A 23,443-nucleotide genomic window follows, 5' to 3' on the forward strand; every position below is an offset into this window, starting at 1 on the left:
GACCAGTGACCCTGAAAAACCTCTCACTGAGGGTCCCCTTTGAAAATCGAGTTGCGAAAATCGATCTCAGTGACTTTCCCGTATCTTTTTGCCTCGAAAATCGCTTCCTGCTATTGCTTTCTCCCAGCATGGATTCTTATTTGGGTATGAACTCAATGGGAATTAGTTGCTCGGGAATCCCTAGGTGTCTTGACCGAATGTATTCACCAAGTCCCTTGGCTTGGGGGTCTAAGCGGCTCGAGGATGCCACTCCTTCGCCGAGTAGACCAACCACTACGAAGTTGATAGCTCTTAGGTTTGGAAGTTCAAACCTCCGCACTTCTAAATCTTTTGCTTCCGTCAGTAGATCTTTGAAAGTATCTATCCCAAGGTTCTCCAAGAGCCATTCATAGGCAAGGTCGTTACGTGCCCAGAGGCCAACATTTGCATTACCTCCCTTATCTCCCGAGCGAGCGCCAAATAGGCGACCTAAGGGGATCGAATGAGTTTTACTGCTGATTACCTTAGAGATTTTAGGCTCTGACTTTGTTGGTTTTTGGGCTGTATGACTTATGGTCCCATCCTGTTGATTGGTATGTGGTATCGGTAACCTTGATCCGTCGCTTAGAACTACCTCGTGGCTGACGAGAGATGCGGGAATGAGCGTTGGCCAGTAAATGCCGTAGGCACTTTCTGAAGTGGGAATTGAGGTGGCATGAAATCCTGGATAACCACCTAAGGCGAGCTCTACTATTGCACCTGAAAAGGCTCTTCCGACTTTGCCTGGATCGGAATCTTTTATAGTTATTCTCAGATGAGCGATAGCGAGTTCATTACTAGGTGCGTCCATTTGATCATAACGAATCAGCTGTATGTCGACTGACTCAAATCTCTCCTTTCCGCCAAGAATACCAAAGAGCTCATCCTGGGCCCATTGTGCTTTATCTTGGATGTCCAGGCCGGTAAGCACCATAGTCATAGTATTGCGAAAACCACCGAGATAGTTGATGGCGACCTTTAGGTCTTGTGTCGGAGCGCTTCCTTTTGTCCCAGAGACCGCCACTTGGTTTGTGCCGATCTCTTTGAGGTCGATGGTGTCGAAGTGTGCTATCACATCGGGGTTTAAATATTGGGGCTCGGCTATCTCATAGAGGAGCTGTGCTGTTACGGTTCCAACGCTCACCAAGCCACCGGTATTTGGGTGCTTGGTTATGACCGCGGTTCCGTCAGATGCCACTTCAGCGATGGGAAATCCAGGGTAACGCCTATCGGTGATCTCTGCAATAAATGGATAGTTCCCGCCAGTTGCTTGCGGTCCGCATTCAATTATGTGACCGGCGACTACTGCGCCAGCTAGCTCGTTGAAGTCAGTTCGCTCCCAACCATGCCAATAGGCGGCAGGTCCAACCACCAAGGATGCATCGGTAACACGCCCTGTAATAACGACATCGGCGTTGTTTTTTAGAGCTTCAACAATGCCCCATCCCCCAAGTAGGCATTTGCTGTAAGTGCTTGGATATTCGAGTTTTTGAGACTTATCTTTGTATCAAGATTTTCAAGATCGTATCCAGCCTCTAAAAGACTGGGAATCTCTGGGGCGATGTCGTCGCCGCTAATGTAGGCGACGTTCGGGTTTAGACCAAGGCGAGCTGCTAGTTGGCGGATATCATTTGCTAGTCCTGACGGATTCAGTCCACCGGCATTGCTCACAACTTTGATGCCGCGATCCATGCAGGTGCCAAGTACCTGTTCCATCTGGGTGAGAAATGTCCTTGCATAGCCTGCACGAGGATCTTTCAGTCGCGACTTCCAAAGAATAAGCATTGTCAGTTCCGCTAGGTAATCTCCCGTTAAAAAGTCGATTGGGCCGCCTTCGACCATGTCTAGGGCTGCTTGCATACGATCACCGTAAAAGCCGGAGCAATTTGCGATTCGGACCGCTCTCTTGGTTTTCATTTCGAGACTCTCCATTCGTGGGTAGCTAATTCGCTTTTGATTCTTCTTTGAGGGTTGGCTTTCGCCCTGGACCAGGTGTACCTGCAAATGCTTGTGCGATTTGCATCCAGTTTGCAGCGTTGGGACCGCTAGTTATAATTGTCGTATCAGCGAGGTTCCGTCGTTGAGTTACCACCAAACAAAAGTCGAGAGCGTCTCCAGAAACTACCTCGGCCGGATCCGGCGGCCCGAAGGTCCATTTTGAACCATCTGGCGCAATCAGCTCCACTCCAATTGAAACTTGAGGAATCGGTATTTCCCTTAGCAAATGGGCAAAGGGCATGGTGGCATATCCAAGGTGTGCGATATGGAACAAGCGATTCGTGGGGATGACCCGAACCCCTAGGGCATCTGCAATGTCTACACCATGGGCCCATGTCTCCATGAGGCGCGCAGTGATTGAGCTTGCTGCGCTCATATCGGGACCGTACCAGGGTAATCGAGAGCGCGGGTCTACTCCATGAAACGAAGAGATTAGAGCGGTTCTAGCACTTTTGAACCACTCCAGGAGTTTGTCTGGCGCCATATTGTGGTTCTGCTTTGCAATTTCATTGGGAAAATCTTCTCCATAGGCGATTACGTTTGCTAACTCTGAATTGAATCTATCTGGTTCTTTCAGTGCAAGGGTGGCTGCGTTGTCAAAGTAAGCTAGATGACTTACCTGATCCTGAATCGTCCAACCCTCTGCCGGTGTTTGGATATTCCAAGCCAAGTCGTCAAGGTGATCCAAAAGGTCTATCAAGACCTCAGATTCCAAAGAAAGATCTTTGAGCAGTTTGTCCATATCTATTACCATCTTCTTTGCCTCCATTTCGATGGGTGCTTTTTTCATTAAGAGCCATTGAATACAGTCCATATATTGCCGCTAGGCCATAGCGGAGCGACCACTCTATCTCTGTTCATTCCATCGTCATTGAATAATGATGAAAGCGCCAACGGCGTCGCAAATAGCCGAGTTGTGTGTGCTTTTTGCACTTGGGTGATTACCTTTAATCCAAATAGTGCCATAACTTTGTTGATGCGTTTTAGGCGGACTTGCGGCTCTAGTATCAATCGCCCGAGTCTTTTGAGGATTGTCACATCATCAAGTTTGACGATGGTAGCTTTTGTGATCCTTAGCCTCTTCTTTAAAATTGGAACTAAATCCAATGGCCGATTTTCAAAGGGAAGTCGGACTCTTTTTCTCAGGGTATTATCACTAGGGTTAGATCTGCTAATTGTGACTCTGACCCTCTGGGAAAGTGTATCCCTGCTAAGTTGAAAGCTGCATGATTGGCGTCCTTGGCCTAGTGGGGTAGCATGCACCGATCTTCTCGGTCGGAGTATGCTTCGGTGGCTCTCGATTACCGAAACCAATAAAAATGCTGGTGGGGATCGGTGGATGGTGATCTCTTTTGGCCTATGGTGGCTTGTTTTATTTGAGAGTTCATCTGTGAACTGAGCTTCAGGGAAAAACTCTTTTGCGTAAAAATCTGAGTCGGAAAGATTCATTCCTAGTGGTACTAGGAAGAAGATAGTCGTCACATCAAGGATGCGTGCGATCTTGGTCGTGGTTAAATCTTTGTTCTTTAGTGGCGATGTTGCTTCGTCACCCAGAGCTTTGTGAGCAGTTGCAAAAGAGAGGTCTTTCGAAGTCGCTTTGACTCTTACGAGGTGGTTACTAGGTCTATGCCTAGGTCGACAGATGGTTCTGTTGAGCCTTTTGGTGGGGTTGGTGGATCCGAGGTGGCTGCTTGGATCCACAATTACGCTTGGTTGGTAGGCGCGATCGACGCGATGTTGAATGGCGCTATTGATGATTCTGGTGGCTCTATTTAGGTCGATGGTCGAGTCGAAATTAGACAACTGTGACCTTTCGCTAGATAGTCTCACGAGGCAATAATATGAAAAAGAATTCACCCATTAAGGGAAGTTTAACCAAGGAGTGAAATCACCCCTAACTTAGCTCATTTGTTCGTGGTTTTCTTTTTATTTCTGATTGCTCGGGTTTATCGTTCAACATCTAGGTCTATGTATCAAGGTTGATAAATAAAGGTTGATAGGGCTTAAAGGTTATGCTGATCTTGATGTAGGTTGTTGGTGGTCAACTTGTGGTTTTGATCAAGTCGATAATCATCTGGGCAAGTTCTTGGGAGCTCGCTTCTTGGAGAAGGTGACCAGCATTCAAGATCGTATGATGTTGAACTAAACTTGCACCGGGAATTGTCTCTATAAACTTCGTCTCTCCCCTTTTGTTATTGGACCGCTGTCTGAAAATGCGCATAAGACAGGTTTTACAAATTTAAAAAGTGTCTCCCATGTGGCTAAATTATCCTGGTGAGCAGGGTAGTCTGGACTAATTGGGACTAGGGTCGGAAAGATTCGCGCTCCAGCTTTGTAGATATCGTCCGGGAAAGGGGAGCTATAGGCGTCAATTGTGGCTTGAGAGAGACGACCTAGGGATCCGCCATTTACAATATCGCCTATTGGAAATTGTTCAGATTGGATCGAAAAGTCACGCCATGCGCTAAATGCCTTAGATACCTTTGCATTACCGGTTGGGAGGCCGGTGTTTGCAACCACCAATCGAGCAAATCAATCGGCCTCCATGCCAACTACTCTAAGGCCAATAAGGCCACCCCAGTCTTGGCAAAATAGTGTTATCTCGTCTAGCGGCAATTTTTTATGATTAGTTCGTGCATCCAGTTGACATGACGGCCAAAGGTATAGTCGGTAGTTAGAGTTGGCTTGTCACTTCGTCCAAAGCCAATTAGGTCCGGTGCTACACATCTAAATTCCGCTTTTAGAAGCGGGGGGATCATCTTTCGAAAGAGGCAACTCCACGATGGTTCACCGTGCATTAAAAGAACTACGGGAGCATCGCTATCTCCTTCATCAATATAGGTACATCGCAGTGTAGAGCCTCTAAAAGTCGTCAAGTGATTCATAGCGAGGACTAAACGGGAAGTCCGTAATTGGCTCAAGTTGGGACTCTGGAGTTCGTAGAGCTTTCATAGCCTGGTAGTTCCTTTTGTTTTAGGTGGTAGTGAATCTGTCCTTGAGGAAATTGAAGCACAAGGACTATATCTCATGTTGAGCTGCGGTTTTCTTGTGATTTGTGTTGTCTTTTGATCTCTGGTTGGTTAATTGGGGACTTGCAACCTAAGAAGTCATACCGCCAAGGCCCACTAGCCCTCTGGCGTGTTCAATCTCGCCCATGTGGCGAAGGCCGTGTTGGTAGATCCAACACTCGATCGCATCTTCAAGAGTGATTCCTTCTTCGCCGGCGACCCGGGCGCTAAAGGTTGATGCGATCTGAGGTGGAAACGGTTTCGCAATTATAATCTTTGTAAGATCGCTGGAATCTAATGTCTCTAGCCATTGCTCGGTACGCGAAAAGACCAGCCCCATATACTCTTTGAATGCCCCGTAACCACCAATTCTTTGGTTAACCATCTCTGATACCGTTTTGCTTTTGCCGTGATCAGGGATGGTGAGACCGATCTGATCTTGCCACTTCGAATTCCAAATCATAGGCGTATTCGTCATTAGCAAAAATGAGGTGTCGATCATGTTCGTTATATGAAAGAGGCTAAAGGCAATGGGTAAGACGCCTTCTCGTTCAAAATGGTTGACATCATCGATTGTCATCGTTGCCACTGCGTCATAGTAGAGCGAATGCATCGCGTGCATTCTTCTTCTAATCGAGTCGATTCTTAGCACGGGATCATTCAATTTTTTACCTCCAAATTATTCTCGCGACATCTCTATGGTCGCTATGGTTTCGAGATCTTTTTTGCTCTTTCTCGATCGAATTTCAAAAGTAACCTCTTTGATCTTGTCGGTAAAGGCAAAGTCGCCGCTGTAGTCGAGCGAGACGTTTGAGAGGCCATCGCGCCCAAGGTCCATTCCCATCGAGCCAAGCATCCTGATGACTGTCGGTATTTGCACTGTTGTTAGGGTATCGGTGCCAACCCCGACCGAAAGGCTACCTCCTTGGCCCTCTCGATCAAATTTTGCAAAGAGAAGGTGAGGCCCTGCGACAAGAGATATCGGTGATCTAGCCTGGTGGTGCTCGCCTAGAGCGTTGTAGTCAAAGACGAGTTCCCCGTTGATTATAAAGAAGCTATGGCCCACATTGTGGCTTCCTCTTGCGTAAATGACACCGGATGGATCGCTCTTTGATATTCCCACTGTTGCATTTAGGGTCCAAAGTCGACCACCGAGAGTTGGACAGGCATCTGCTGGGATGTGAGAGATCGGTGGAAGGTACTTATAGCTGTATCCGCTATGGGGTGTTGCTGGAAGGTTTTCAACTCCAAAAAGTTCTATAGTTCTATCGTCTAGTGGAAGGACGCCCATCTCTTTTGCTATAGACCACCAAGTATCCACCATCTCACTTAGGCGATCAGGGTATTTGGTGGCGAGGTTGTGGCACTCAGAGAAGTCTTTTGATAGGTCAAAGAGTTCCCACTCGTCGTCTTCGTACGGGGTTCCTTGTTCATGGTAAGTGGTTGCCTTCCAACCATTTAGGTAGATTCCACGGTGGCCGATCTGTTCGAAATATTGCGAGTTTCTAACTGGAGGTGCCATTGAATCGTTAAAGGTTGGCACGATGGATTGGCCATGCAGCGGAATCTGCTTCTGGCCTTCATTGTCTTGGACAAAGGTGGTTTGAGTTACATCAAGCACTGTTGCTGCGATGTCTATTGCGTGACAAAACTGGGTCCTTATCTCACCTGGGTTTTGGATTCCTGCTGGCCAGTGTGCTATTAGCGGATCGCGAACCCCACCTCCGTAGGTATTTTGTTTGTACCAGCGAAGAGGTGTATTGCCAGCTTGGGCCCCTCCCCAGGGGTAGTTCGAATGTGAATATTGACCCCCGATTTCATCTAGATTATTTTCAACTATGTAGTCGATGTCTTCTAATTTGCCGTTGAAAAAGCTAAATTCATCCTTGACCCCATAGGGTCCTCCTTCGCGACTTGCTCCATTGTCAGAGAGAAGCAGAATCAGTGTGTTGTCTAACTTGTCTTGTTCTGTTAGGAACGTCATTAACTTGCCAATTTGGTGGTCGGTGTGTTCAAGGATTGCAGCAAACGATTCTTGGAGGCGAGCCGAAAACTTCTTTTGATTTTCCGTTAGATCATCCCAAGGCGGCACCCCCGGATTTCTCGGTGAGGGGGTGGTGTTGAGGGGAATTATCTTTTTTTCCAACTGCCTCTCGAACCATTGTTGTCGAATTACGTCGTAGCCGCTGTCGAAAGCCCCTCGCCACTTCTGGCGATATTGAAGTGGGCTTTGGTGTGGGGCATGCGTTGCACCAAATGCGACGTAGAGGTAGAATGGTCGATCTGGACGAATCGACAGCAGATCTCTAAGCCATAGGATCGAGTGGTCAACTATGTCTTCGCTGACGTGATAACCCTGCTCTGGAGTTTTGGGTGGATCGATATGGTGGTTGTCATAGGTCAATTCAAGGTAGAACTGGTCTGTCTCTCCCTGCAAAAAGCCGTAATAGCGATCAAACCCCCGTTGTAGCGGCCAGTTAGCGTAAGGGCCGCCGGCCGATGTCTCGATCATGGGAGCTAGGTGCCATTTGCCAACTGCAAAGGTGGCATATCCGGCAGAGCGCAACAGTTCGGGTGTGGTAGCTGCATTTTTTGAGACGCCACCTCGCATGTTTGGATATCCGGTGTTCCAATTGGATACCCCTCTCGTTCCAACGCTGTGGTGGTTACGTCCGGTGATAATTGCTGCCCGCGATGGAGAGCAAAGGCCCGTAGTGTGAAAGTTGGTGTAAAGCAAGCCACCAGCGGCTAGGGCGTCGATGTTGGGGGTTGCAAGGGTCGATCCATAGCATCCAAGGTGTGAGAATCCAGTGTCATCCAAGATGATAGTTATCACATTTGGTTGGCCGACCCCAGAGGGCGGATCCGGCCAATGTGGCGTTGACTCTTGATATGTTCGGCCGATTTTGCCGCCGAATAATGGTTCGTTGATCACCTTAGGTCCTTGTCTTTGCTTTTTTGTTGGTGTCATCTCTGATGGCGTGGAAAATTACCTAAGCGATCTTTTCTCATCGTGTACCGAACTTATCTCCAATAATTCAAAGTTATCATTGTTTTGACATATTGACTGACAAAAGTTGGGTTAGTATGAGATTCAAAGGATATCTATCTTTGATTTTTTGTGCGTTGGGTCGATTTGGCAAGGGTAATGGAGGAGTTTATCTGGTACCTTAGAGATGGACTAGGGATGGACTAGGGTTAGGATGTTGCTGCTTTGAGGTCGAGTTAGCACGATTTTAGAGTTCTTTTGAGGTCGAGTTCGCACGATTTTAAAGGTTCTTAAGTACTTGCCTCTTGAGGTACGTTGAAAAGTATATGGATCATAAATTTGTATTGAGATCTTCTATATCTGGATATTACATACATTGGAGCCAGGGTTTTAGGCTTGCTTTTGACGAAATTGGGACGATCTAAATTTTCGTGCCGTAGCCGGAATCATTTTGGCGCTATGGGATTTGGGTATGTTGGCTCTTTTGGGTTAGCGATCGAACATGAATTGGAAATTGAATTGGATACGGAATTGCAAAGAGCATGAGCACTTCGGTGACCACCGATGGATCGAGTCTGAAGCCAATAGATGAGTTGCTTCTTCGCAAGTCTCTCTTTGTGGCATTTTCGATACTATCACAGGCTTCTAAATGTGAAGCAGCATGTCTTGATGGCGATTGCGACCATGATAGCCACGAGGATCTCGATTCTGTTAGCACGACTACTGTACCTAGTACTAATTGCGCAATTGTAGAGTTTGAGGTAATCCTGGGCTCAGCTTCTTTCTTTGAAGAGGAGACACCGGGTGACCCAGATGGTCGTCGCAGCCGTCGTGAACGAAATCGACTCCTAGTCGTTGATGGACTTTTAAATCTCTACTCCAACGGCAACCTTAGGCCAAGCGTATTAGAGATTGGCATAGCATCTGGTGTTTCGGGTCGCTCTATATTTCGCTACTTTAGCGATACCGACGATCTAGTTCGTAGCGCGATTGCTCGAGCGATTTATCGATCCCTGCCTTTGTTAGAAGTTAAGCTGAATGCCGATGCTACATTGAATGATCGCGTTGGAGCACTCATTGATCAACGTATTACGCTATTTAGTGCAATTTCCCCAGTCGCAATGGTCGCCCGATTGAACGCACCTTTTCAACCTATACTTCAAGAAGAAATCTCAAGAAATAGGAGATTTTTAAGACACCAAATTGCAAGGATATTGGGTGATTTTTTACCTTCGAGTGAATCAATGGATTCGAATATGACTCTCTTGGCCATTGACGTCCTCTCCTCATTTGAAGCCTATTGTCTTATGGTCAATGACCAAAACCTGTCGATGGCCCAGATTCGAGATTGTCTTTTCGATGCCATCATGGGAATTATTCGACAGAGTGAATATGCATCAAGAGGATCACATGGCCAAGGTAGTCTAAACCGTAAGGAAGAATAAAAGAAATGCAAAAGCGGGCATCAATTCGCTATGAGGTTTTTATCAAAGCTGACATTGAAACGATTTGGGAGATGATTGGCGATCCTCTTGCGATCTCTCGATGGTTTGTGGGGATTGCCTCTGCAACTCTAGAGGGTACGACACGCGTGATTGTTTTAGGCAGCGGCCTTAGCTTGCCTGAGACCATCGTGACGATTGATCCTGTTGCTCATCGTTTTCAATATCGGATAATAGCTCCGATCGTCAAGGAACATCTATCAACCATAGACGTGATCGAGGTTGATGAAGAGAGATCTCTCGTTATCTATAGCGTTGATGCGGAACCAGCCAACTTTGGCTTGATCATTGGCGGTGCAGCCGGTGCAGCGCTCGAGAATCTTCGCGAAATCTTAGAGGATAAAAATACAAAAGGTGAGGTTTAATTGGCTCGGAAAATTCTTTTTATTACCACCGATCAACAGAGATACGATACCTTAGGGTGCAATGGTGGGACTTTGGCATCGACACCGGTGGTAGATCAACTGGCTAGGACGGGTGTTCGCTTTGAGCGAGCGCACCCTCAATCGGTAGTGTGTATGCCTTCACGTTCAACCATGTTGACTGGCCAGTACCCAAGTACGCACGGTGTTTGGATGAATGGCGTACCTCTTCCAGTTGCGGCTCCATCTGTGGCTAGTGTCTTAAATCAAGTAGGTTATCGAACCGCCCTCATTGGTAAAGCTCACTTTCAACCATTTTTGGATCCATTTCTACGTTTTGAGGAAAATGCGATGAGCCAAGGTTCGGCTTCTCCTCTTTTGGGCTTGTATCGTGGTTTTGAGCATATGGAGTCAGCTGCGCACGGACCAGTTGGCCCATTTCACTATTCGCGTTGGCTTTTGGAAAACCATCCGGAGGTAATCGGTGGATTCTATAGCGTTTTGAATTCGTCCTTCGATGTTAATTCGGAGGGTGATGGCGATACAGGGGCCCCTCAGGTGCATGTTAACCCGGTTCCAAAGGAGTTGTACCATACCGATTGGGTAGCAGACCGCACAATTTCTTGGCTCAACACCTTGGGCAATGACGAGGATTGGTTTTGCTGGATGAGCTTTCCAGACCCGCACCATCCATGGGATCCGCCTCAATCTGAGGTCGCGAGAATAAATTGGAAAGACGTACCCCTGCCTAATGGCTATATCGAGTCCCAGAGTCAGCGTGAGGCGATCCTAGACGATAAGCCTCGACATTGGAGAGCGTGGTACGATGGAACCCTTATCTCGAACTACGAAGCGCCAAGTTCATGGGTCCCAGCCACCTTGACGGCCGACCAGGTCCGCGAGGTTAATGCTCGAAATGCCGTTGAGTGCGAGTTGATCGATGAAGCAATTGGCAGAGTAATCACTTCGTTGATTGAAAAAGGATGCTATGACGATGTGGACATTATCTTCACCACCGATCACGGCGAATTGCAGGGTGATTTCGGACTGCTCTTCAAAGGGCCATATCATGTAGATGGCTTAATGCGATTGCCGTTGATATGGCGACCAGCCCCGTCGGCGGGAATTAGGCCATCAACGGTTACTAAGCCGGTTGGACTATTGGATTTGGCGCCCACTTTTTGTCAAATTGCTGGAGTTTCACCTCAGTCATGGATGGAAGGAAAGGCCCTTCCAATAAGCGACGAGGACGCAACGAATCGGGATTTTTCGTGCGTGCTGACCGAGTGGGATAGTGAACTATTTGGCGTAAATGTTCATTTGCGCACTATTATGGCTGATCAATGGGTATGTACTACCTATCAGCCAGGTACTTCTCATGATGGATCTGAAGGCGAACTATACGATATCGTCCAGGATCCACTCCAGCACCATAACCGTTGGGGTGATCCCTCCTTGACTTCGATTCGTGATGGGCTTGTCGATCGTATTTGGGAGAGCCTTCCTAGGCACCCGGGTAAAAGACGTATCCTCCAAGCTCCGGTTTGATTGCTATGTCGGTGGGGTATTACAATTCAATTTGGTCCGGTGAAGATGGAGGGCCCTCTCGCCTTGGAATAGCGAACCACTCTGGCGACCTTGGTCTCATTGGTGGGCGCAAAAATGTAGAGGTTACTTCGCGTTTTGTACCACTTGCCACGATGGTGGTAACTAGAGACACAGGGGAGATCTACCTTTTGCGCCACGGAAGCGGCGACAACGCTAAGTGCTTTGTAGAAAAGATCGATCCAATATCGCTAGAACCTATAGTCACCTCTTTGGAGCTAGAGGGTGGACCCACATGGCCCGGAAGCATTGCCGTTCATTCAAACGGCTCGATCTATGTTGTTTTTGGCAATCACATCAGTCGCCTAAGTTCAGAATTGGTCCTTCTCGCCTCGAAAGAGCTACCCAGAGTCAAACCGTACAATGGATTGGTAATTCTCGAGGATGGAACTATAGCCACTAAGGATTTTGCCGGCTCTCGTCCGGGTAATGTCCTTGAAAAATCAGAGCAGATGCCGTCGCATTTAGTGGTTCTGGAGCCAGATAGTCTTGAGATGTTGGATGTGATCGAACTCTCAGAGCCATCGATAGCCAGAATAAGTTCAGTCGCTAACGATATCTATGTTGCTGGCGATCGGACCTTGATGCGGGTTCGATTTCGAGGCAAATTGGAGTTGGACTCGGAGTTTTTGCCTTTATATAAGACCACCGAGAGTCAAGGATCAGCTTGGGATGTGGTTGTGGGGGACTCTAGTGCCTGGTTTTTAGATAACGGAGATGATTCCTATCGCTATAACGGCACCCTTATAGGTGTTGGAACTTTGTCAAGTGAGGTCCGATTGTTTCGAGTGGATTTGGTATCGGGCCAAGTTACATCGGGGCGAATTAGTGACCTGTCCAAGGGTGTTGTGGCCAATCCTCCGCTTGTAGATTTTGAACGTCGGATCGCAGTTGGATATGACTCCGGAAATGGCATTGTTACGGCCTTCGACTTTGATGACTTGGGAAATATGACTCAGAGATGGAGCCGTTCCCAAAATCACGGTGGCCATATGGTCTACCTCAGAGACGAGGGGTTGGTGGTAAGCGATGACTATGATCTGGAGCGAAATATCGCACAAATGGTAATTTTGGAGATTGAAAGCGGTGACGAGGTCGTCAGGGTTGACACCGGTAGTCCCGTTCAGTCAGTCCTCTTCCCGGCTGTAGGTTTCAACCACGACCTGTATCTGTGCACTTTTTCTACCATTAGCCGTATCGCATTTTGTGACTAATCTGAGCTCGAGGTGGTCGCTGTCGGCTACCTCGAGAGTTATTTTGTCGGCTCTGCTAAGGCTTGCATAGGTCACTCGTACTTCAAAACCGCTAAGTAACTCTGATGGATTAGTAACTCCGACCAATAGGAGGGGCATTTCGGATTTGACTGTGACTAGGGGTTGAAATTCCCTATTTATGAAGTCGCTTTAGAGGCGATCGGCTTTAAATGGTTCATCAATTGCTAGTTAGATTGTTGCGTTCATGAATAGGCAGATGAGATTATCTTGAACTTCAAATGGTGTATTTGATACATCTAAAGCCAAGCAAGTGTCGGTGAGAGTGGAGAGTATTGATGATGAAAAGATGTTCAACAAAGGCGTGATTATTGCGTGTTTTTGGCACAAACGAGTGTGAAGGTGCCACATGAGCACAAGAATCTTAAGTTGCTAAAGCTAATATTGTCGAGATCAATCGTGAATTAGTAAACATCTCTGAGCTGGAATTATAGTAACCGATTGCCAGAATGTACCATTGAATTTGAATTATAAATATTTATTTTGCTCCAACAAATCTCACCGCTGTTTGATCTGTTACCGTTTCAAGGATCAAACGAGGCGGTGACGGGTGGCTTTGAATTTCGGCCTACAACAAGAACTAGACAAAGAGATCTCTAAGGTGCCTTTGACTACGGGCTTTTCGAAGCCGCTACTGCTAATTGACCAAAATGCCTTTATGGATTCTGGCCTATTGTCCCCAATGCGAGACAGCCACCTGATTTAGAAATCACATTCTGCCCGGACAATTAGATTGGTACCTTTTAGGTCTGCTAAGTCAGACTTTTTCCCAATGGCTAAGTATTTGCAAGGAAGCTCGCAATGCTTACACTTGGAGAAAGTTGTTCGCCACATCGATTTCGCTACATCTATCATTTCTTTGGGTGTTTTATAAGCCGGAAAGACCACAATCTAAGTATCTTTTGTGAGTAATCTGCTAAGAAATTACACCCGAAAAACCGAAAAATCATCTTTTGGGCAGATGCCGAGCCCAAAATAATTAGCTAGCGTTACTCCTAGTGTTCTATGACTACGGAGGTTAGCTTCGAATGTGGTGGTAACCATGGGGATGCTTTATGGCAGAATCAATAAATCAAGGGCTTATCCACGATAGGTGAACTCGCTCTACCAGCCGTATTGACGAACGCTATCAGCATGATAGCTAATAACAAAGAGGGGATGTTTACGGTGGGTATTAAAAGAATAACAGGAAGGATCGCAGTTGGTTTGGGGGCATTGGCGGTTCTATCTAGTGCAGCGACCTTCGTATCGGCACCCCTAGCAGCAAGCGCATCCCAACTTTCTTCGATCCCACTTCCCAAACCGAACTTACTTATAGGCGGAGGCGGAACTACATATTTCAGTGGTCCTGCGACTTACGGTCCAAATAATCTGCACCTTTGCACAGAAACTAACTACGATTTGGCTAGGTTCGGTCCGGTAAGTTTTTGCGCATCGGACGTTCCGTTGGTCAAGCTGCTTGTGGAAGCTGGTGGGGCATGTCTTTTCGCAGGCTTTGGAGTGATAGCGTTGGGTTCCAGCGAGATTCAGACAGCAGGAGTTCAATTCGCTGTGGGCTGTGCATCTGAGACTGGTGCATGGGGTTGGATTATGGCTATTGGATCTCTAGCGAGTCCTGCGCATACGGCGAGACCATGATGGCGAAGGTGAATGTGTTTCGCGTCGGCAAAGAACTTGGATTGTGGATTTTCCTTGTCTTCTTTGGATCTACTGCGTTGGTGCTTATTTTTTACCATGTTGGTCACGGATTTCAGTTAGAGATTCTTCTCGACTTAGTTGTCACGATCGTGACTTACGGCATTCTCTATCACAGAGTCAAAGGTGAACTGCAGGCACTTAAGGCGACTCAAGAAGATGAGATTTAATCTAAAAACCTATAGATACAACGGTCGGAGCTGTGCTTGTCGTCAAGGGAGTGGAGATCCGCAAAATCAATTCCAAGCTGAATGGATTGGGCTCGTAGGTGCTCAACCTGCACATTCAGCTCGATAGATATATGAGAGAGGGTGGACAATGAATTTCAAAGGCGTCCGTAAATTCATGCGGAACGATCCTCATATCCGACGCATAATCCTGGCAATGGTGACCTTCCCGTTTTTTATGCTTCTTTACTTAAACATCCCTATGAAATCGGTCAGAGTTATCGTTTTATGGGGTTTGTACTTGCTGGTGTTTGAAAATGTATTTCGGCCGGTACCTGAGGATTCGCTCCCTAAAGGATATAAAGTGATCTGGCGCAGCAGGCAAGGTAAAGAGGCAGGAATTCCTCTGGGATCCTTGGAACTCTTTGTTTCGCGAATTTTTCACCGCAGCACCACGGGGACCAGGTAAAAGCGAGCTCCTTTTAAAACCAAAGTACCGAGAGTTGCGAGATTCGGGTTGCCTTGTAGTGCTAGATATCGGTACCCTGGTAGATCTGTAATTGTAGATAGTAGTTTTGTGCGACACCTCTACAGTGCGTTATTTTGTGGAGCCGCCCGAGAGACGGGCATTCACCATGGCGCTAAAGCCGATGGGAAAATGGGACCTAAATTATCTAGCTGAGCGAATGCTTATCAGCAACGGCCGCAACGACTTGTCCAAGCTTTCGCAACTAGACCCACAAAAGGCTCTTCGCCAACTTTACTCATTATACAAGTTCCACCATCGTAAATGTAGAATTTCTCACGCTCGAGTGTTGACTAGCCAACGACAAGAATGGATTATTCGCCCGGGTGGTCTCACAGGATCATTGCTACTACCACTCGGCAAATCGGCCGGCCTTAGGGTCGGCCTTCCATCTCTTTGCCCGAAGCCTATATCTAAGTAATCCAGGTACTGTAATGCCGGTCGATCCCTGTGGGTCCACTGCGACTATCTTCCAACGCGTCTCCTTGGCTGTGCCTTGATCACAATCTTGGTTGGCCATGGCTGTTTGGTGGGAGTGGTTTCCATTGAACCTGCACCTCCATTGGGCCAATTACGCGTTGGATCATCACTTCCTCCCTCAGGTAGCACTCTGACGAGCAGGGACTTCAGCTAGCAACGATAGCAAGTAGACCGCCTGGGAGACTCTTAGGAACAAGGTAAAGTTGATTAAGGTTGATTAGCTTTGTGTGGTATCAGCTCCAACTGAAGTACCAACTTTTCGGCATTGGCAGTCAGTCAGTTAGTCAGTCAGTGAGTCGTTGGAGCGTAAATCTATGATGAGGTGTCACATTGTCGCCATGTTTCCTTTGAACGCTAGTGGCGGTATCTTTTCTCCAGAATGATCACAAGAAAAAACCTTTATGGCTGTCTGCTACCTGAAATCATGCTCTTCATATGGTGCCTGGAGATAGGGTTAATTTTTAGATACTTGTCGTAAATCGCGCACTAGCTTTAGCATTCATTTGGTAGCTTTGATCAACTAATAGGCGTTGAGTCGACAGTGAGATTTTACTAAGGAGAAGTTGTGCCTTATCCCGATTTGAATTTAGGTGATCGTAGCCTTACCTATGAACGACTTCGGTCTGATATCGAACAAGGTGAGATAGACACCATTATCGTTGCGTTTACGGATATGCAGGGAAGGTTGGTGGGAAAGAAGCTATCTGCCTCCTTTTTTCTTTCTGAGGTTGTCGCGAACGGAACCGAGGGTTGCTCCTACCTTCTTGCCTGTGACGTCGACATGAATACGGTATCTGGGTATGAGATAAGCTCGTGGGAGAGTGGCTATGGAGACTTGGTGATGACCTGCGACATGTCTACCCTTCGCTATATTCCTTGGCAACAAAATACCGCGATGGTTCAAGCCGATGTGGTGTGGGAAGACGGTTCGATTCTGAGGCAGGCTCCCCGGTCAATTCTAAAGGCGCAACTCAAGCGTCTAGCCGATCGTGGACTTAGGGCACTTGTCGGAACTGAACTGGAGTTCATCGTCTTTGAGAACTCCTACGAAGAGGCTTGGGAGGAAGGTTATCGAAATCTCAAGCCCGCAAATAAGTACAATGTCGACTACTCCCTCTTGGGGGTCTCAAGGATAGATGGTCTGCTTCGCGAGATCCGCCTTGGAATGACCGGTGCGAACATGGAGGTCGAGTCGGTTAAGGGCGAGTGTAATCTAGGCCAGCACGAGATTGCTTTTCGCTATAGTGACGCACTTAGGACTGCGGATAATCACGTTGTCTACAAGTTGGGTGCCAAGGAGATCGCAGCGGCACGTAAGAAGTCGATAACCTTTATGGCCAAGTTCAACGAGCGGGAAGGATCTTCTTGTCATACCCACCTGTCGATACGTGGTCTTGATGACTCGCTAACAATGGTTGATCCTATTGATCCTAAGAAGCTTTCCAACTTTGGAAGCGCCTTCATCGCAGGCCAGTTGGCGCACATGCGAGAGACGACTCTCTTTATGGCCCCCAATATAAATTCCTATAAACGCTTCGTGGAAGGATCCTTCGCGCCGACGGCCATTGCTTGGGGTATCGATAATCGAACATGCTCCATACGTCTTGTCGGACGTGGCCCTGGTCTGAGATATGAGAACCGCCTGCCCGGTGGGGATGCAAACCCCTATCTAGTTATTGCAGCAATGATCGCTAGTGGCCTTGATGGTGTTGACTCGGGCATGACGCTGGAGGAGCCTTATCCTAAGAGTGCCTATGATGGTGATCTTCCCAGAGTCTCAGATACGCTCAGAAGTGCGCTGGATGACTTTTCATCCTCCGCCTTCAATCGCGCCAGCTTTGGCGATGATGTTGTTGACCACTATGCCAATATGGCAAAGGTCGAATTGGATGCTTTTAATCGTTCCGTGACCGACTGGGAACGATTCAGAAGTTTCGAAAGGATGTAGTTGACAAATGTCTAGTTCTCTTTTTGACGTTGTAAATCCGTCAAATGAATCTCAAATCAGCCAGGTTGTTCGAAATACCCCCGAACAAACTTCAAGGGCAATAGAGCGCTCAACTTCGGCGTTCGCTTCTTGGAAGTTGGTGCCACCATCTCAGAGGGCTGCGTTACTGCGCAATTTCTCCGAGACCGTTCGATCCCACGTCAAGGAATTGGCCGATATTGAGGTGGCAAATTCTGGCCACACTATCTCTAATGCAATTTGGGAAGCCAACAATGTAGCTGACGTTCTTGCCTATTATTCAGGGTCCGTAGAGCGCCTTGGAGGTCGTGAGATTCCTGTGGCTCAAGGTATTGACATTACTTTCAAAGAGCCAATTGGCCCTGTGGGGATAATTGTGCCGTGGAACTTTCCCATGCCGATTGCATCATGGGGCTTTGGGCCCGCTCTAGCAGCTGGGTGCACTGTCGTATTGAAGCCAGCAGAGGTGACTCCACTGACTGCTATCCGATTGGGGGAACTCGCCCTTGAAGCTGGCATCCCAGAGGACGTTTTTCAAGTGGTGACCGGCTCTGGGAGCGACGTTGGCGAAACTATGGTTTTAGACCGAGCAATACGTAAGATTGTCTTTACTGGATCGAGCGCAGTTGGAAGTCGCATACAGAGACTGGCGGCCGATCAAATCAAACGCGTCACCTTGGAGTTGGGTGGAAAGAGTGCCAACATTATCTTTGACGATGCTGACCTTGACAAAGCGGCTGCATCTGCCCCTTCTTCGGTATTTGATAATGCTGGTCAAGATTGTTGTGCTCGTTCTCGGCTGTTGGTACAAGAGAGCATATATGACAAGTTTATGGAGCGTTTTGAAGAGGCGGTCAAAGGGGTGAGGGTCGAGGATCCTAGTCTCGAAACATCACAGATGGGTCCGTTGATTACGGCATCACACAGAGAATCTGTGCGTTCATATGTCGATGAGTCGTTAGTTTTGTTCAAGGGTAGTGCTCCTGAGGGGCCGGGGTTTTGGTACCCACCCACTGTTATCGGCGGTATTGATCCGTCGCATCGCCTATTTCGCGAGGAGATCTTCGGTCCGGTGGTAACGGTTACTAAGTTCAAAGATGAGCAAGAGGCGATAGCGCTCGCAAATGATTCAGACTATGGCCTTTCGGGTTCCATCTGGACGTCCAACCTTGGACGTGGCCTTCGAGTTGCTCGGGGTGTACAAAGTGGGAACCTTTCGGTCAACTCGCATTCATCGGTACGTTACTCGACGCCATTTGGGGGATATAAGATGTCGGGGCTTGGCCGTGAGCTTGGACCGGATGCGCCCGATTCGTTCTGTGAAGTTAAAAATGTCTTTATAAGCACTGAGATATAACCCCTTGGCAAAGAGGCACAGGAGTGGTTGGTTGCCGCCCCAAGGCGATAGCAGCAGCTAATTTTTTGGGTCAAATAAGTAGTTTTAGTAACGATTTGGTGGCTCTGGCTAAGTTCAGGCCGCATTGAGAAGGAGATTTTAGGGAATGCGTCGTTTAGAAGATCGAGTCGCAATAATTACTGGCGGTGCCTCTGGGATAGGAAAGGCTACTCTTGAGAGGTTTGTCTCGGAGGGGGCAAAGGTGGTGGTTGCAGATTTTGACATCACTAGCGCACTCAAGGTGGCCTCAGATTTTGGTGCATTGGCGATTGAGACCGATGTAGCTGATCCTGCGAGCGTTGATGCCATGGTCGGGCAAGTTATAGATCGATTTGGTCGAATCGATATAGCCTTTAATAACGCCGGGATCTCTCCTCCCGATGACGATTCAATCCTTGATACCTCAATCGACGCCTATCAGCGTGTGCAAGATGTCAACCTCAAGTCGGTCTTTCTTTGCTGCAAAGCGGTGCTACCTCATATGTTGGCGGCGAAAAAGGGAAGCATTATCAATACCGCATCCTTTGTCGCAACTTTGGGTGCAGCGACGTCGCAGATCTCTTACACAGCTTCTAAGGGTGGAGTTTTGGCGATGACGCGTGAACTCGGGGTTCAATTTGCGAGATCTGGTGTTCGGGTGAATGCAATTAGCCCTGGACCGATCAACACCCCATTACTTCAAGAGCTATTCGCTAAGGATCCTGAGCGAGCTCAACGACGCCTTGTGCATATCCCGATGGGACGCTTTGGAGAGGCGAGCGAAGTCGCCGCTGCCGTCGCCTTCCTGGCTTCGGACGACGCATCCTTTATGACCGCTTCGAACTTTTTGGTGGATGGAGGCCTGACCGGTGCCTATGTGACGCCGCTTTAGATCATATCTCGAGCAATCATCAGCCTCGGGTTCTGTAGCTTCTATTGGATCGTTTTCAATCGAGCCTTGAATATTTTTCATAAGATTTAGGCCATGTCGGCCCTTTGAGTGGTCGTTACGATTTGCAAGGTGAGATGATTTTTTTGATTCAAAGGGCCGCTACCACGAGAACACTTATGTGCTATTTTCGATTTGAGGCTCGCCAAGTTGGTGATGGCAGCCAACTTGGCGATGGTAGCTTTGGGGTAGCACATTGGTCCTTAGATCGATGATGGATTTATGCTTCGTAGGCATCGACGGGAGCGAATCACATCTTCGCTGGCTCGAGAGATAGCGCTAGATTGTTGGATTTTTGGCCCGATATTTTTGGCCCATCAAACAGGACAACTCCGGTGCGGCGGCTTTGGCGTTGGCTGATCATTTGAGGAATGAATTATTTTCAGAACTTAAGCGTTGTAGATAGCACGCATCCGTCTCTTTTGCATTATCTCCTCGTTACTTTGGTGGTATCGAGAGGTCTCGATCATCGAAAAATAGGAATTCTGATAGTTATGTTGTTTTTTAATGTCGCGGTTTCTCTAAATATTTCGGGAGCCGATGCTGCCAAATATCTTCATTCGCAACTATCGGCCGATATCTTGGAACTGGGAGTCGGGGAGACCTCACCAACTCTACTTCTTGAGCCAAATGGCCATCTGGTATCCTTGGCTGAAATCCATAGGATTAGCAAAGATGAATTTGTCCTAATAGTTCCGGCTGCCGCATTGGAGGCAGTGCTAGTGCGATTGCGGATGTTTTTGATTCGAACTAAGGCAACGATCGAAGTAGATAGTTGGCTTAATTTGGTAGTTGATACCGACGACTCATTTTCAGAGAGCGCAATTGCCACCAGCGGATCACTTCCCGGATATTACCAAAAGGCGCGACCATATCGAGGCGAGGAATCGGTTCTCGATGGCGCTATTGACCCGAGCTACATCGGCCTTTGTGCGATCTCGAATTGGCCGGTTTCCATCAGAGATATAGCTTTAGGGGCACTTCCTAATTCAATTGGTGAGCTTGGTCGCTATGCCTCATTTACTAAAGGTTGCTATACGGGCCAAGAGTTAGTTGAGAGGGTGGATTCGAGAGGGGCGAAGGCGCCATCGTTGGTAATGGCCTTTGCAGGGACTGGATTTAGTGATGAACTTGGTGCGGAGGTATTTCAGAACTCTAAAGGCGTAGGCTTTGTTACCTCAATAGCGGCGGTTTCCCACGATCTTTTAGAGTTGGCTAAATTGAATCCCAAGATCGTTCTAGATGATCTCTCTAGCTATGAGACCGTCGGCTTTATGAGGGTCACTAGAGCTTTTGTGACAGATAATCTAACCTTCCTGGGCGAAACGGCCAAGGAAGTCAAAGTAGCTGCGATCTTTTGAACTAGCGCTTCCATCGAGTCTTTGTTGTTGAAATTAGAGGTCCAGATTTAAATCTGATCGATCAAAGGCAACCGTCATAGCCGTTCCGGAGCTATTTTCTACAAAGGGAGATTTATAAGAGATCCTACCGTTCATGTTTTGTGCCAGTCGCGATGCAATCAGAAGGCCAAAGCCCGAGCCAACCTCTCTTGCTTTAGTATCTCCAGCTTGGTAAGGGCGTTTGAAAATTGCCTCTTTGGCGGTTTCTGAAATTCCTGGACCATCGTCTGCGATAGTGATTCTTATCTCGTTGTCTTGTATCGAACATGTAAGTGCTATGCGCGTGGCTGCAAACTTGTAGGCGTTATCACCGATGTTGGTCAGAATTTGAATCAATCGATCTGGATCGCCTTGGATCTCAAGATCGGATGAAGTTGAAAAGGGAAGGTATTTAAAGTCGATCTGACTTCGCCTTGCTTTGTCCCCAAGAACCCTTGCTACCTGGTCGGCAATCATCTTGGGGTCAATCTTTTGAATGGAGAGTGAGAAGGTGTTGGCCTGGAGCTTTGCTAGATCTAGTAGATCTCCTACGAGGCGGCTTAGGCGGTTTGCCTGGTTTAGAATCGTCTTGGCACCGTCGTTGGGCTCTACCGCACTATCTATAATCCCTTCTGCGTAACCTTTGATCGATGTCAGAGGCGTTCTAAGATCATGTGAAATCGCAAGGAGAAATTGACTTTGAGCATCCTTTGATTCCGCTAGATCTTGCGCCATCGTATTGATCGACTCGATCAGAAGGTCAAGTTCTTTAAATCTCTGCGGGTCATCTGGAATGCGAGCCTCAAAGTCTCCTTTGGCGATTTTGGAGGTTGTGGCGATTACTCCAAGTATTGGTTTTGTCAATCTGAAGGTCAGCGCCTCAGCTGCAACTATTGCGATAAGGATGGCAGTCAGCATGGTGATCGCTAGGAAGATGATTGCGGTATGAATTGGCGGAATCGCACGGGTGATAACTAAGAGGTTTAACCTAGATTGTGGCGAGCCGACACCGGTATGAATTGGTAGTGCCGCGTATGCAAAGTTTCTAAAGACTCCACTTTGGCCATAGCCTCCAAGGATTTTTGTTGGCGAAAATATCGAGGCGATCAGTGGCCGCGGTAGGTTGAAGAGGGGCATCCCGGTGGTTTGGTTGATTGGAATTAATTTGGCGCCGTCCAAAGCGGCTGCGATCCGGATCAACCTTAGGATTTGAGCATTTGCAATATTTGCTTGGTTGGCGATCGTCTCAACCTCTTTGCTTAGTTGAACGACCGCTCCATGCTGGACTTGGGCCCTTAGGATTAGGACAACTCCGGTTCCCGCAACGATGAGAGCCACTAGTACTACCAATGATATAGTTAGTGCTAGTCGATGTCGCATTTTCTAGGTGACCTTTCATCTTATTGATCTTCGTAAATATCTTTGTTCGTTGCGAGCTACAGTCCTTAGTGGTGATCTTGATTCACTCGAGCCTGTATCCAACTCCCCATAGGGTCACTAAATTCAACTCGTCTTTGAATTTTTTGCGCAACTGTCGAATATGAACGTCGATCGTGCGCTCATCTCCAAACCACTCGACACCCCAAACTGCCTCGAGAATCTGATCTCGATTCAGGGCAATCTTGCGATTCAGTACCAAGTATCGCAGGAGCTCAAATTCCTTAGTGGTAAGAGCAACCTCAATGCCGCTACATGTAACACGGTGTGCGAAGGTGTCAATTTTGATATTTCCAGCCTCCATCTGTGGTGTGGGTGCTGGCGTGGAGGTATCGGTTCGCCGCAGTATCGCCTTTATGCGTGCGATTACTTCCCGAGGTGAAAACGGTTTGGCGACATAGTCGTCTGCTCCTAGCTCAAGTCCTAAAATTCGGTCGATCTCGCCATCTCGAGCCGTGACCACCATTATTGGCACCTGGGATTTACCTCTAATCTCCTTGAGCAATTCAAGGCCATCTACTCCACCTGGTAGACCAAGATCCAATAAGATCAGCGATGGGCTTGCGGTTTCGATTAGTTGGCGAGCGGAATGGGCGTCACCGGCTATTAGGGCTCGGTAGCCTTCTTTTCGAAGATAGCTGTTTAAAAGGTCAGCGATATCGGGATCGTCTTCGATGATTGCAATCGTTAGCACATTTTGGCTATTTGTCAATTGG

At 47.7% G+C, this 23,443-nt stretch carries 20 protein-coding genes and 1 pseudogene; 11 read left to right on the forward strand and 10 right to left on the reverse strand.

Features of this window, described 5'->3' with window-relative positions; translation table 11 throughout:
* Positions 1-136 precede the first annotated feature (136 nt).
* The 7 genes and pseudogenes from ACIDITHRIX25_RS84350 to ACIDITHRIX25_RS84380 all read right to left on the reverse strand — a co-directional run bounded on the left by ACIDITHRIX25_RS84350 (position 137) and on the right by ACIDITHRIX25_RS84380 (position 7,959).
* Positions 137-1,935: pseudogene (locus ACIDITHRIX25_RS84350) on the reverse strand (acyclic terpene utilization AtuA family protein).
* 25 nt (positions 1,936-1,960) lie between these two features.
* Positions 1,961-2,806 carry a TIGR03084 family metal-binding protein gene (locus tag ACIDITHRIX25_RS84355; protein WP_201732052.1) on the reverse strand — a complete coding sequence of 282 codons (846 nt, stop codon included), beginning with the start codon at positions 2,804-2,806 and terminating at the stop codon, positions 1,961-1,963.
* Complete coding sequence (locus ACIDITHRIX25_RS84360) at positions 2,806-3,819, reverse strand: hypothetical protein (protein ID WP_201732053.1); 1,014 nt, start codon at positions 3,817-3,819, stop codon at positions 2,806-2,808. The genes ACIDITHRIX25_RS84355 and ACIDITHRIX25_RS84360 overlap by 1 nt, the downstream gene beginning before the upstream one ends.
* Positions 3,820-4,182: 363 nt before the next feature.
* Positions 4,183-4,539 carry an alpha/beta hydrolase family protein gene (locus ACIDITHRIX25_RS84365; protein ID WP_200891292.1) on the reverse strand — a complete coding sequence of 119 codons (357 nt, stop codon included), beginning with the start codon at positions 4,537-4,539 and terminating at the stop codon, positions 4,183-4,185.
* An 83-nt stretch (positions 4,540-4,622) separates the two neighbouring features.
* A complete protein-coding gene (locus tag ACIDITHRIX25_RS84370) occupies positions 4,623-4,892 on the reverse strand; it encodes an alpha/beta fold hydrolase (RefSeq protein WP_201732054.1) in 270 nt (89 codons plus the stop codon).
* 223 nt (positions 4,893-5,115) lie between these two features.
* Positions 5,116-5,688 (reverse strand): hypothetical protein, encoded by a 573-nt coding sequence (locus ACIDITHRIX25_RS84375; protein WP_052606503.1) that lies wholly within the window; start codon positions 5,686-5,688, stop codon positions 5,116-5,118.
* A gap of 15 nt (positions 5,689-5,703) precedes the next feature.
* Positions 5,704-7,959 (reverse strand): arylsulfatase, encoded by a 2,256-nt coding sequence (locus ACIDITHRIX25_RS84380; RefSeq protein ID WP_201732055.1) that lies wholly within the window; start codon positions 7,957-7,959, stop codon positions 5,704-5,706.
* 596 nt (positions 7,960-8,555) lie between these two features.
* On the opposite strand from ACIDITHRIX25_RS84380, the gene ACIDITHRIX25_RS84385 reads away from it, so the two are divergent.
* The 7 genes from ACIDITHRIX25_RS84385 to ACIDITHRIX25_RS84415 all read left to right on the forward strand — a co-directional run bounded on the left by ACIDITHRIX25_RS84385 (position 8,556) and on the right by ACIDITHRIX25_RS84415 (position 14,618).
* Positions 8,556-9,458 carry a TetR/AcrR family transcriptional regulator gene (locus ACIDITHRIX25_RS84385; RefSeq protein ID WP_201732056.1) on the forward strand — a complete coding sequence of 301 codons (903 nt, stop codon included), beginning with the start codon at positions 8,556-8,558 and terminating at the stop codon, positions 9,456-9,458.
* Between the two features lie 5 nt (positions 9,459-9,463).
* Complete coding sequence (locus ACIDITHRIX25_RS84390) at positions 9,464-9,880, forward strand: SRPBCC family protein (RefSeq protein WP_052606500.1); 417 nt, start codon at positions 9,464-9,466, stop codon at positions 9,878-9,880.
* Positions 9,881-11,425: a sulfatase family protein gene (locus ACIDITHRIX25_RS84395; protein WP_201732057.1), complete on the forward strand. Its 1,545-nt coding sequence runs from the start codon at positions 9,881-9,883 to the stop codon at positions 11,423-11,425.
* Between the two features lie 5 nt (positions 11,426-11,430).
* Positions 11,431-12,696: a hypothetical protein gene (locus tag ACIDITHRIX25_RS84400; RefSeq protein WP_201732058.1), complete on the forward strand. Its 1,266-nt coding sequence runs from the start codon at positions 11,431-11,433 to the stop codon at positions 12,694-12,696.
* 607 nt (positions 12,697-13,303) lie between these two features.
* Positions 13,304-13,459, forward strand: a complete 156-nt coding sequence (locus ACIDITHRIX25_RS84405) for a hypothetical protein (protein WP_160291811.1) — start codon at positions 13,304-13,306, stop codon at positions 13,457-13,459.
* A gap of 461 nt (positions 13,460-13,920) precedes the next feature.
* Positions 13,921-14,391, forward strand: coding sequence for a hypothetical protein (locus tag ACIDITHRIX25_RS84410; protein WP_201732059.1), 471 nt, complete (start codon positions 13,921-13,923; stop codon positions 14,389-14,391).
* Entirely contained in the window at positions 14,388-14,618 is a 231-nt protein-coding gene (locus tag ACIDITHRIX25_RS84415; RefSeq protein WP_052605691.1) for a hypothetical protein, read from the forward strand. The genes ACIDITHRIX25_RS84410 and ACIDITHRIX25_RS84415 overlap by 4 nt, the downstream gene beginning before the upstream one ends.
* Before the next feature lie 872 nt (positions 14,619-15,490).
* Here ACIDITHRIX25_RS84415 and ACIDITHRIX25_RS84420 read toward each other — a convergent pair.
* A complete protein-coding gene (locus tag ACIDITHRIX25_RS84420; protein ID WP_160291812.1) occupies positions 15,491-15,661 on the reverse strand; it encodes a hypothetical protein in 171 nt (56 codons plus the stop codon).
* Between the two features lie 525 nt (positions 15,662-16,186).
* Between ACIDITHRIX25_RS84420 and ACIDITHRIX25_RS84425 the strand changes: the two genes are divergently transcribed.
* The 4 genes from ACIDITHRIX25_RS84425 (at position 16,187) to ACIDITHRIX25_RS84440 (ending at position 21,272) form a co-directional block, all read left to right on the forward strand.
* Positions 16,187-17,569: a glutamine synthetase family protein gene (locus ACIDITHRIX25_RS84425; protein ID WP_283770448.1), complete on the forward strand. Its 1,383-nt coding sequence runs from the start codon at positions 16,187-16,189 to the stop codon at positions 17,567-17,569.
* Positions 17,570-17,576: 7 nt separating this feature from the next.
* Positions 17,577-18,944: an aldehyde dehydrogenase family protein gene (locus ACIDITHRIX25_RS84430; RefSeq protein WP_052605694.1), complete on the forward strand. Its 1,368-nt coding sequence runs from the start codon at positions 17,577-17,579 to the stop codon at positions 18,942-18,944.
* 145 nt (positions 18,945-19,089) lie between these two features.
* Positions 19,090-19,854, forward strand: a complete 765-nt coding sequence (locus ACIDITHRIX25_RS84435; protein ID WP_052605695.1) for a 3-oxoacyl-ACP reductase — start codon at positions 19,090-19,092, stop codon at positions 19,852-19,854.
* 551 nt (positions 19,855-20,405) lie between these two features.
* Positions 20,406-21,272: a YgfZ/GcvT domain-containing protein gene (locus tag ACIDITHRIX25_RS84440; protein ID WP_201732061.1), complete on the forward strand. Its 867-nt coding sequence runs from the start codon at positions 20,406-20,408 to the stop codon at positions 21,270-21,272.
* A 33-nt stretch (positions 21,273-21,305) separates the two neighbouring features.
* On the opposite strand, the gene ACIDITHRIX25_RS84445 is transcribed toward ACIDITHRIX25_RS84440, so the two are convergent.
* Both ACIDITHRIX25_RS84445 and ACIDITHRIX25_RS84450 read right to left on the reverse strand, forming a co-directional pair.
* Entirely contained in the window at positions 21,306-22,670 is a 1,365-nt protein-coding gene (locus ACIDITHRIX25_RS84445) for a HAMP domain-containing sensor histidine kinase (RefSeq protein WP_052605697.1), read from the reverse strand.
* 82 nt (positions 22,671-22,752) lie between these two features.
* Positions 22,753-23,439, reverse strand: a complete 687-nt coding sequence (locus ACIDITHRIX25_RS84450; RefSeq protein ID WP_200891254.1) for a response regulator transcription factor — start codon at positions 23,437-23,439, stop codon at positions 22,753-22,755.
* Positions 23,440-23,443 lie beyond the last annotated feature (4 nt).

This window comes from Acidithrix sp. C25, assembly GCF_904848545.2.

Excerpts from the sequence above, each read along its gene's own strand:
- ACIDITHRIX25_RS84435 (WP_052605695.1), top strand. The coding sequence starts at position 19,090 with ATGCGTCGTTTAGAAGATCGAGTCGCAATAATTACTGGCGGTGCCTCT.
- ACIDITHRIX25_RS84440 (WP_201732061.1), top strand. The coding sequence starts at position 20,406 with ATGTTGTTTTTTAATGTCGCGGTTTCTCTAAATATTTCGGGAGCCGAT.
- ACIDITHRIX25_RS84420 (WP_160291812.1), bottom strand. The coding sequence starts at position 15,661 with ATGGCCAACCAAGATTGTGATCAAGGCACAGCCAAGGAGACGCGTTGG.
- ACIDITHRIX25_RS84390 (WP_052606500.1), top strand. The coding sequence starts at position 9,464 with ATGCAAAAGCGGGCATCAATTCGCTATGAGGTTTTTATCAAAGCTGAC.
- ACIDITHRIX25_RS84445 (WP_052605697.1), bottom strand. The coding sequence starts at position 22,670 with ATGCGACATCGACTAGCACTAACTATATCATTGGTAGTACTAGTGGCT.
- ACIDITHRIX25_RS84430 (WP_052605694.1), top strand. The coding sequence starts at position 17,577 with ATGTCTAGTTCTCTTTTTGACGTTGTAAATCCGTCAAATGAATCTCAA.
- ACIDITHRIX25_RS84355 (WP_201732052.1), bottom strand. The coding sequence starts at position 2,806 with ATGAAAAAAGCACCCATCGAAATGGAGGCAAAGAAGATGGTAATAGAT.
- ACIDITHRIX25_RS84400 (WP_201732058.1), top strand. The coding sequence starts at position 11,431 with ATGTCGGTGGGGTATTACAATTCAATTTGGTCCGGTGAAGATGGAGGG.
- ACIDITHRIX25_RS84415 (WP_052605691.1), top strand. The coding sequence starts at position 14,388 with ATGATGGCGAAGGTGAATGTGTTTCGCGTCGGCAAAGAACTTGGATTG.
- ACIDITHRIX25_RS84385 (WP_201732056.1), top strand. The coding sequence starts at position 8,556 with ATGAGCACTTCGGTGACCACCGATGGATCGAGTCTGAAGCCAATAGAT.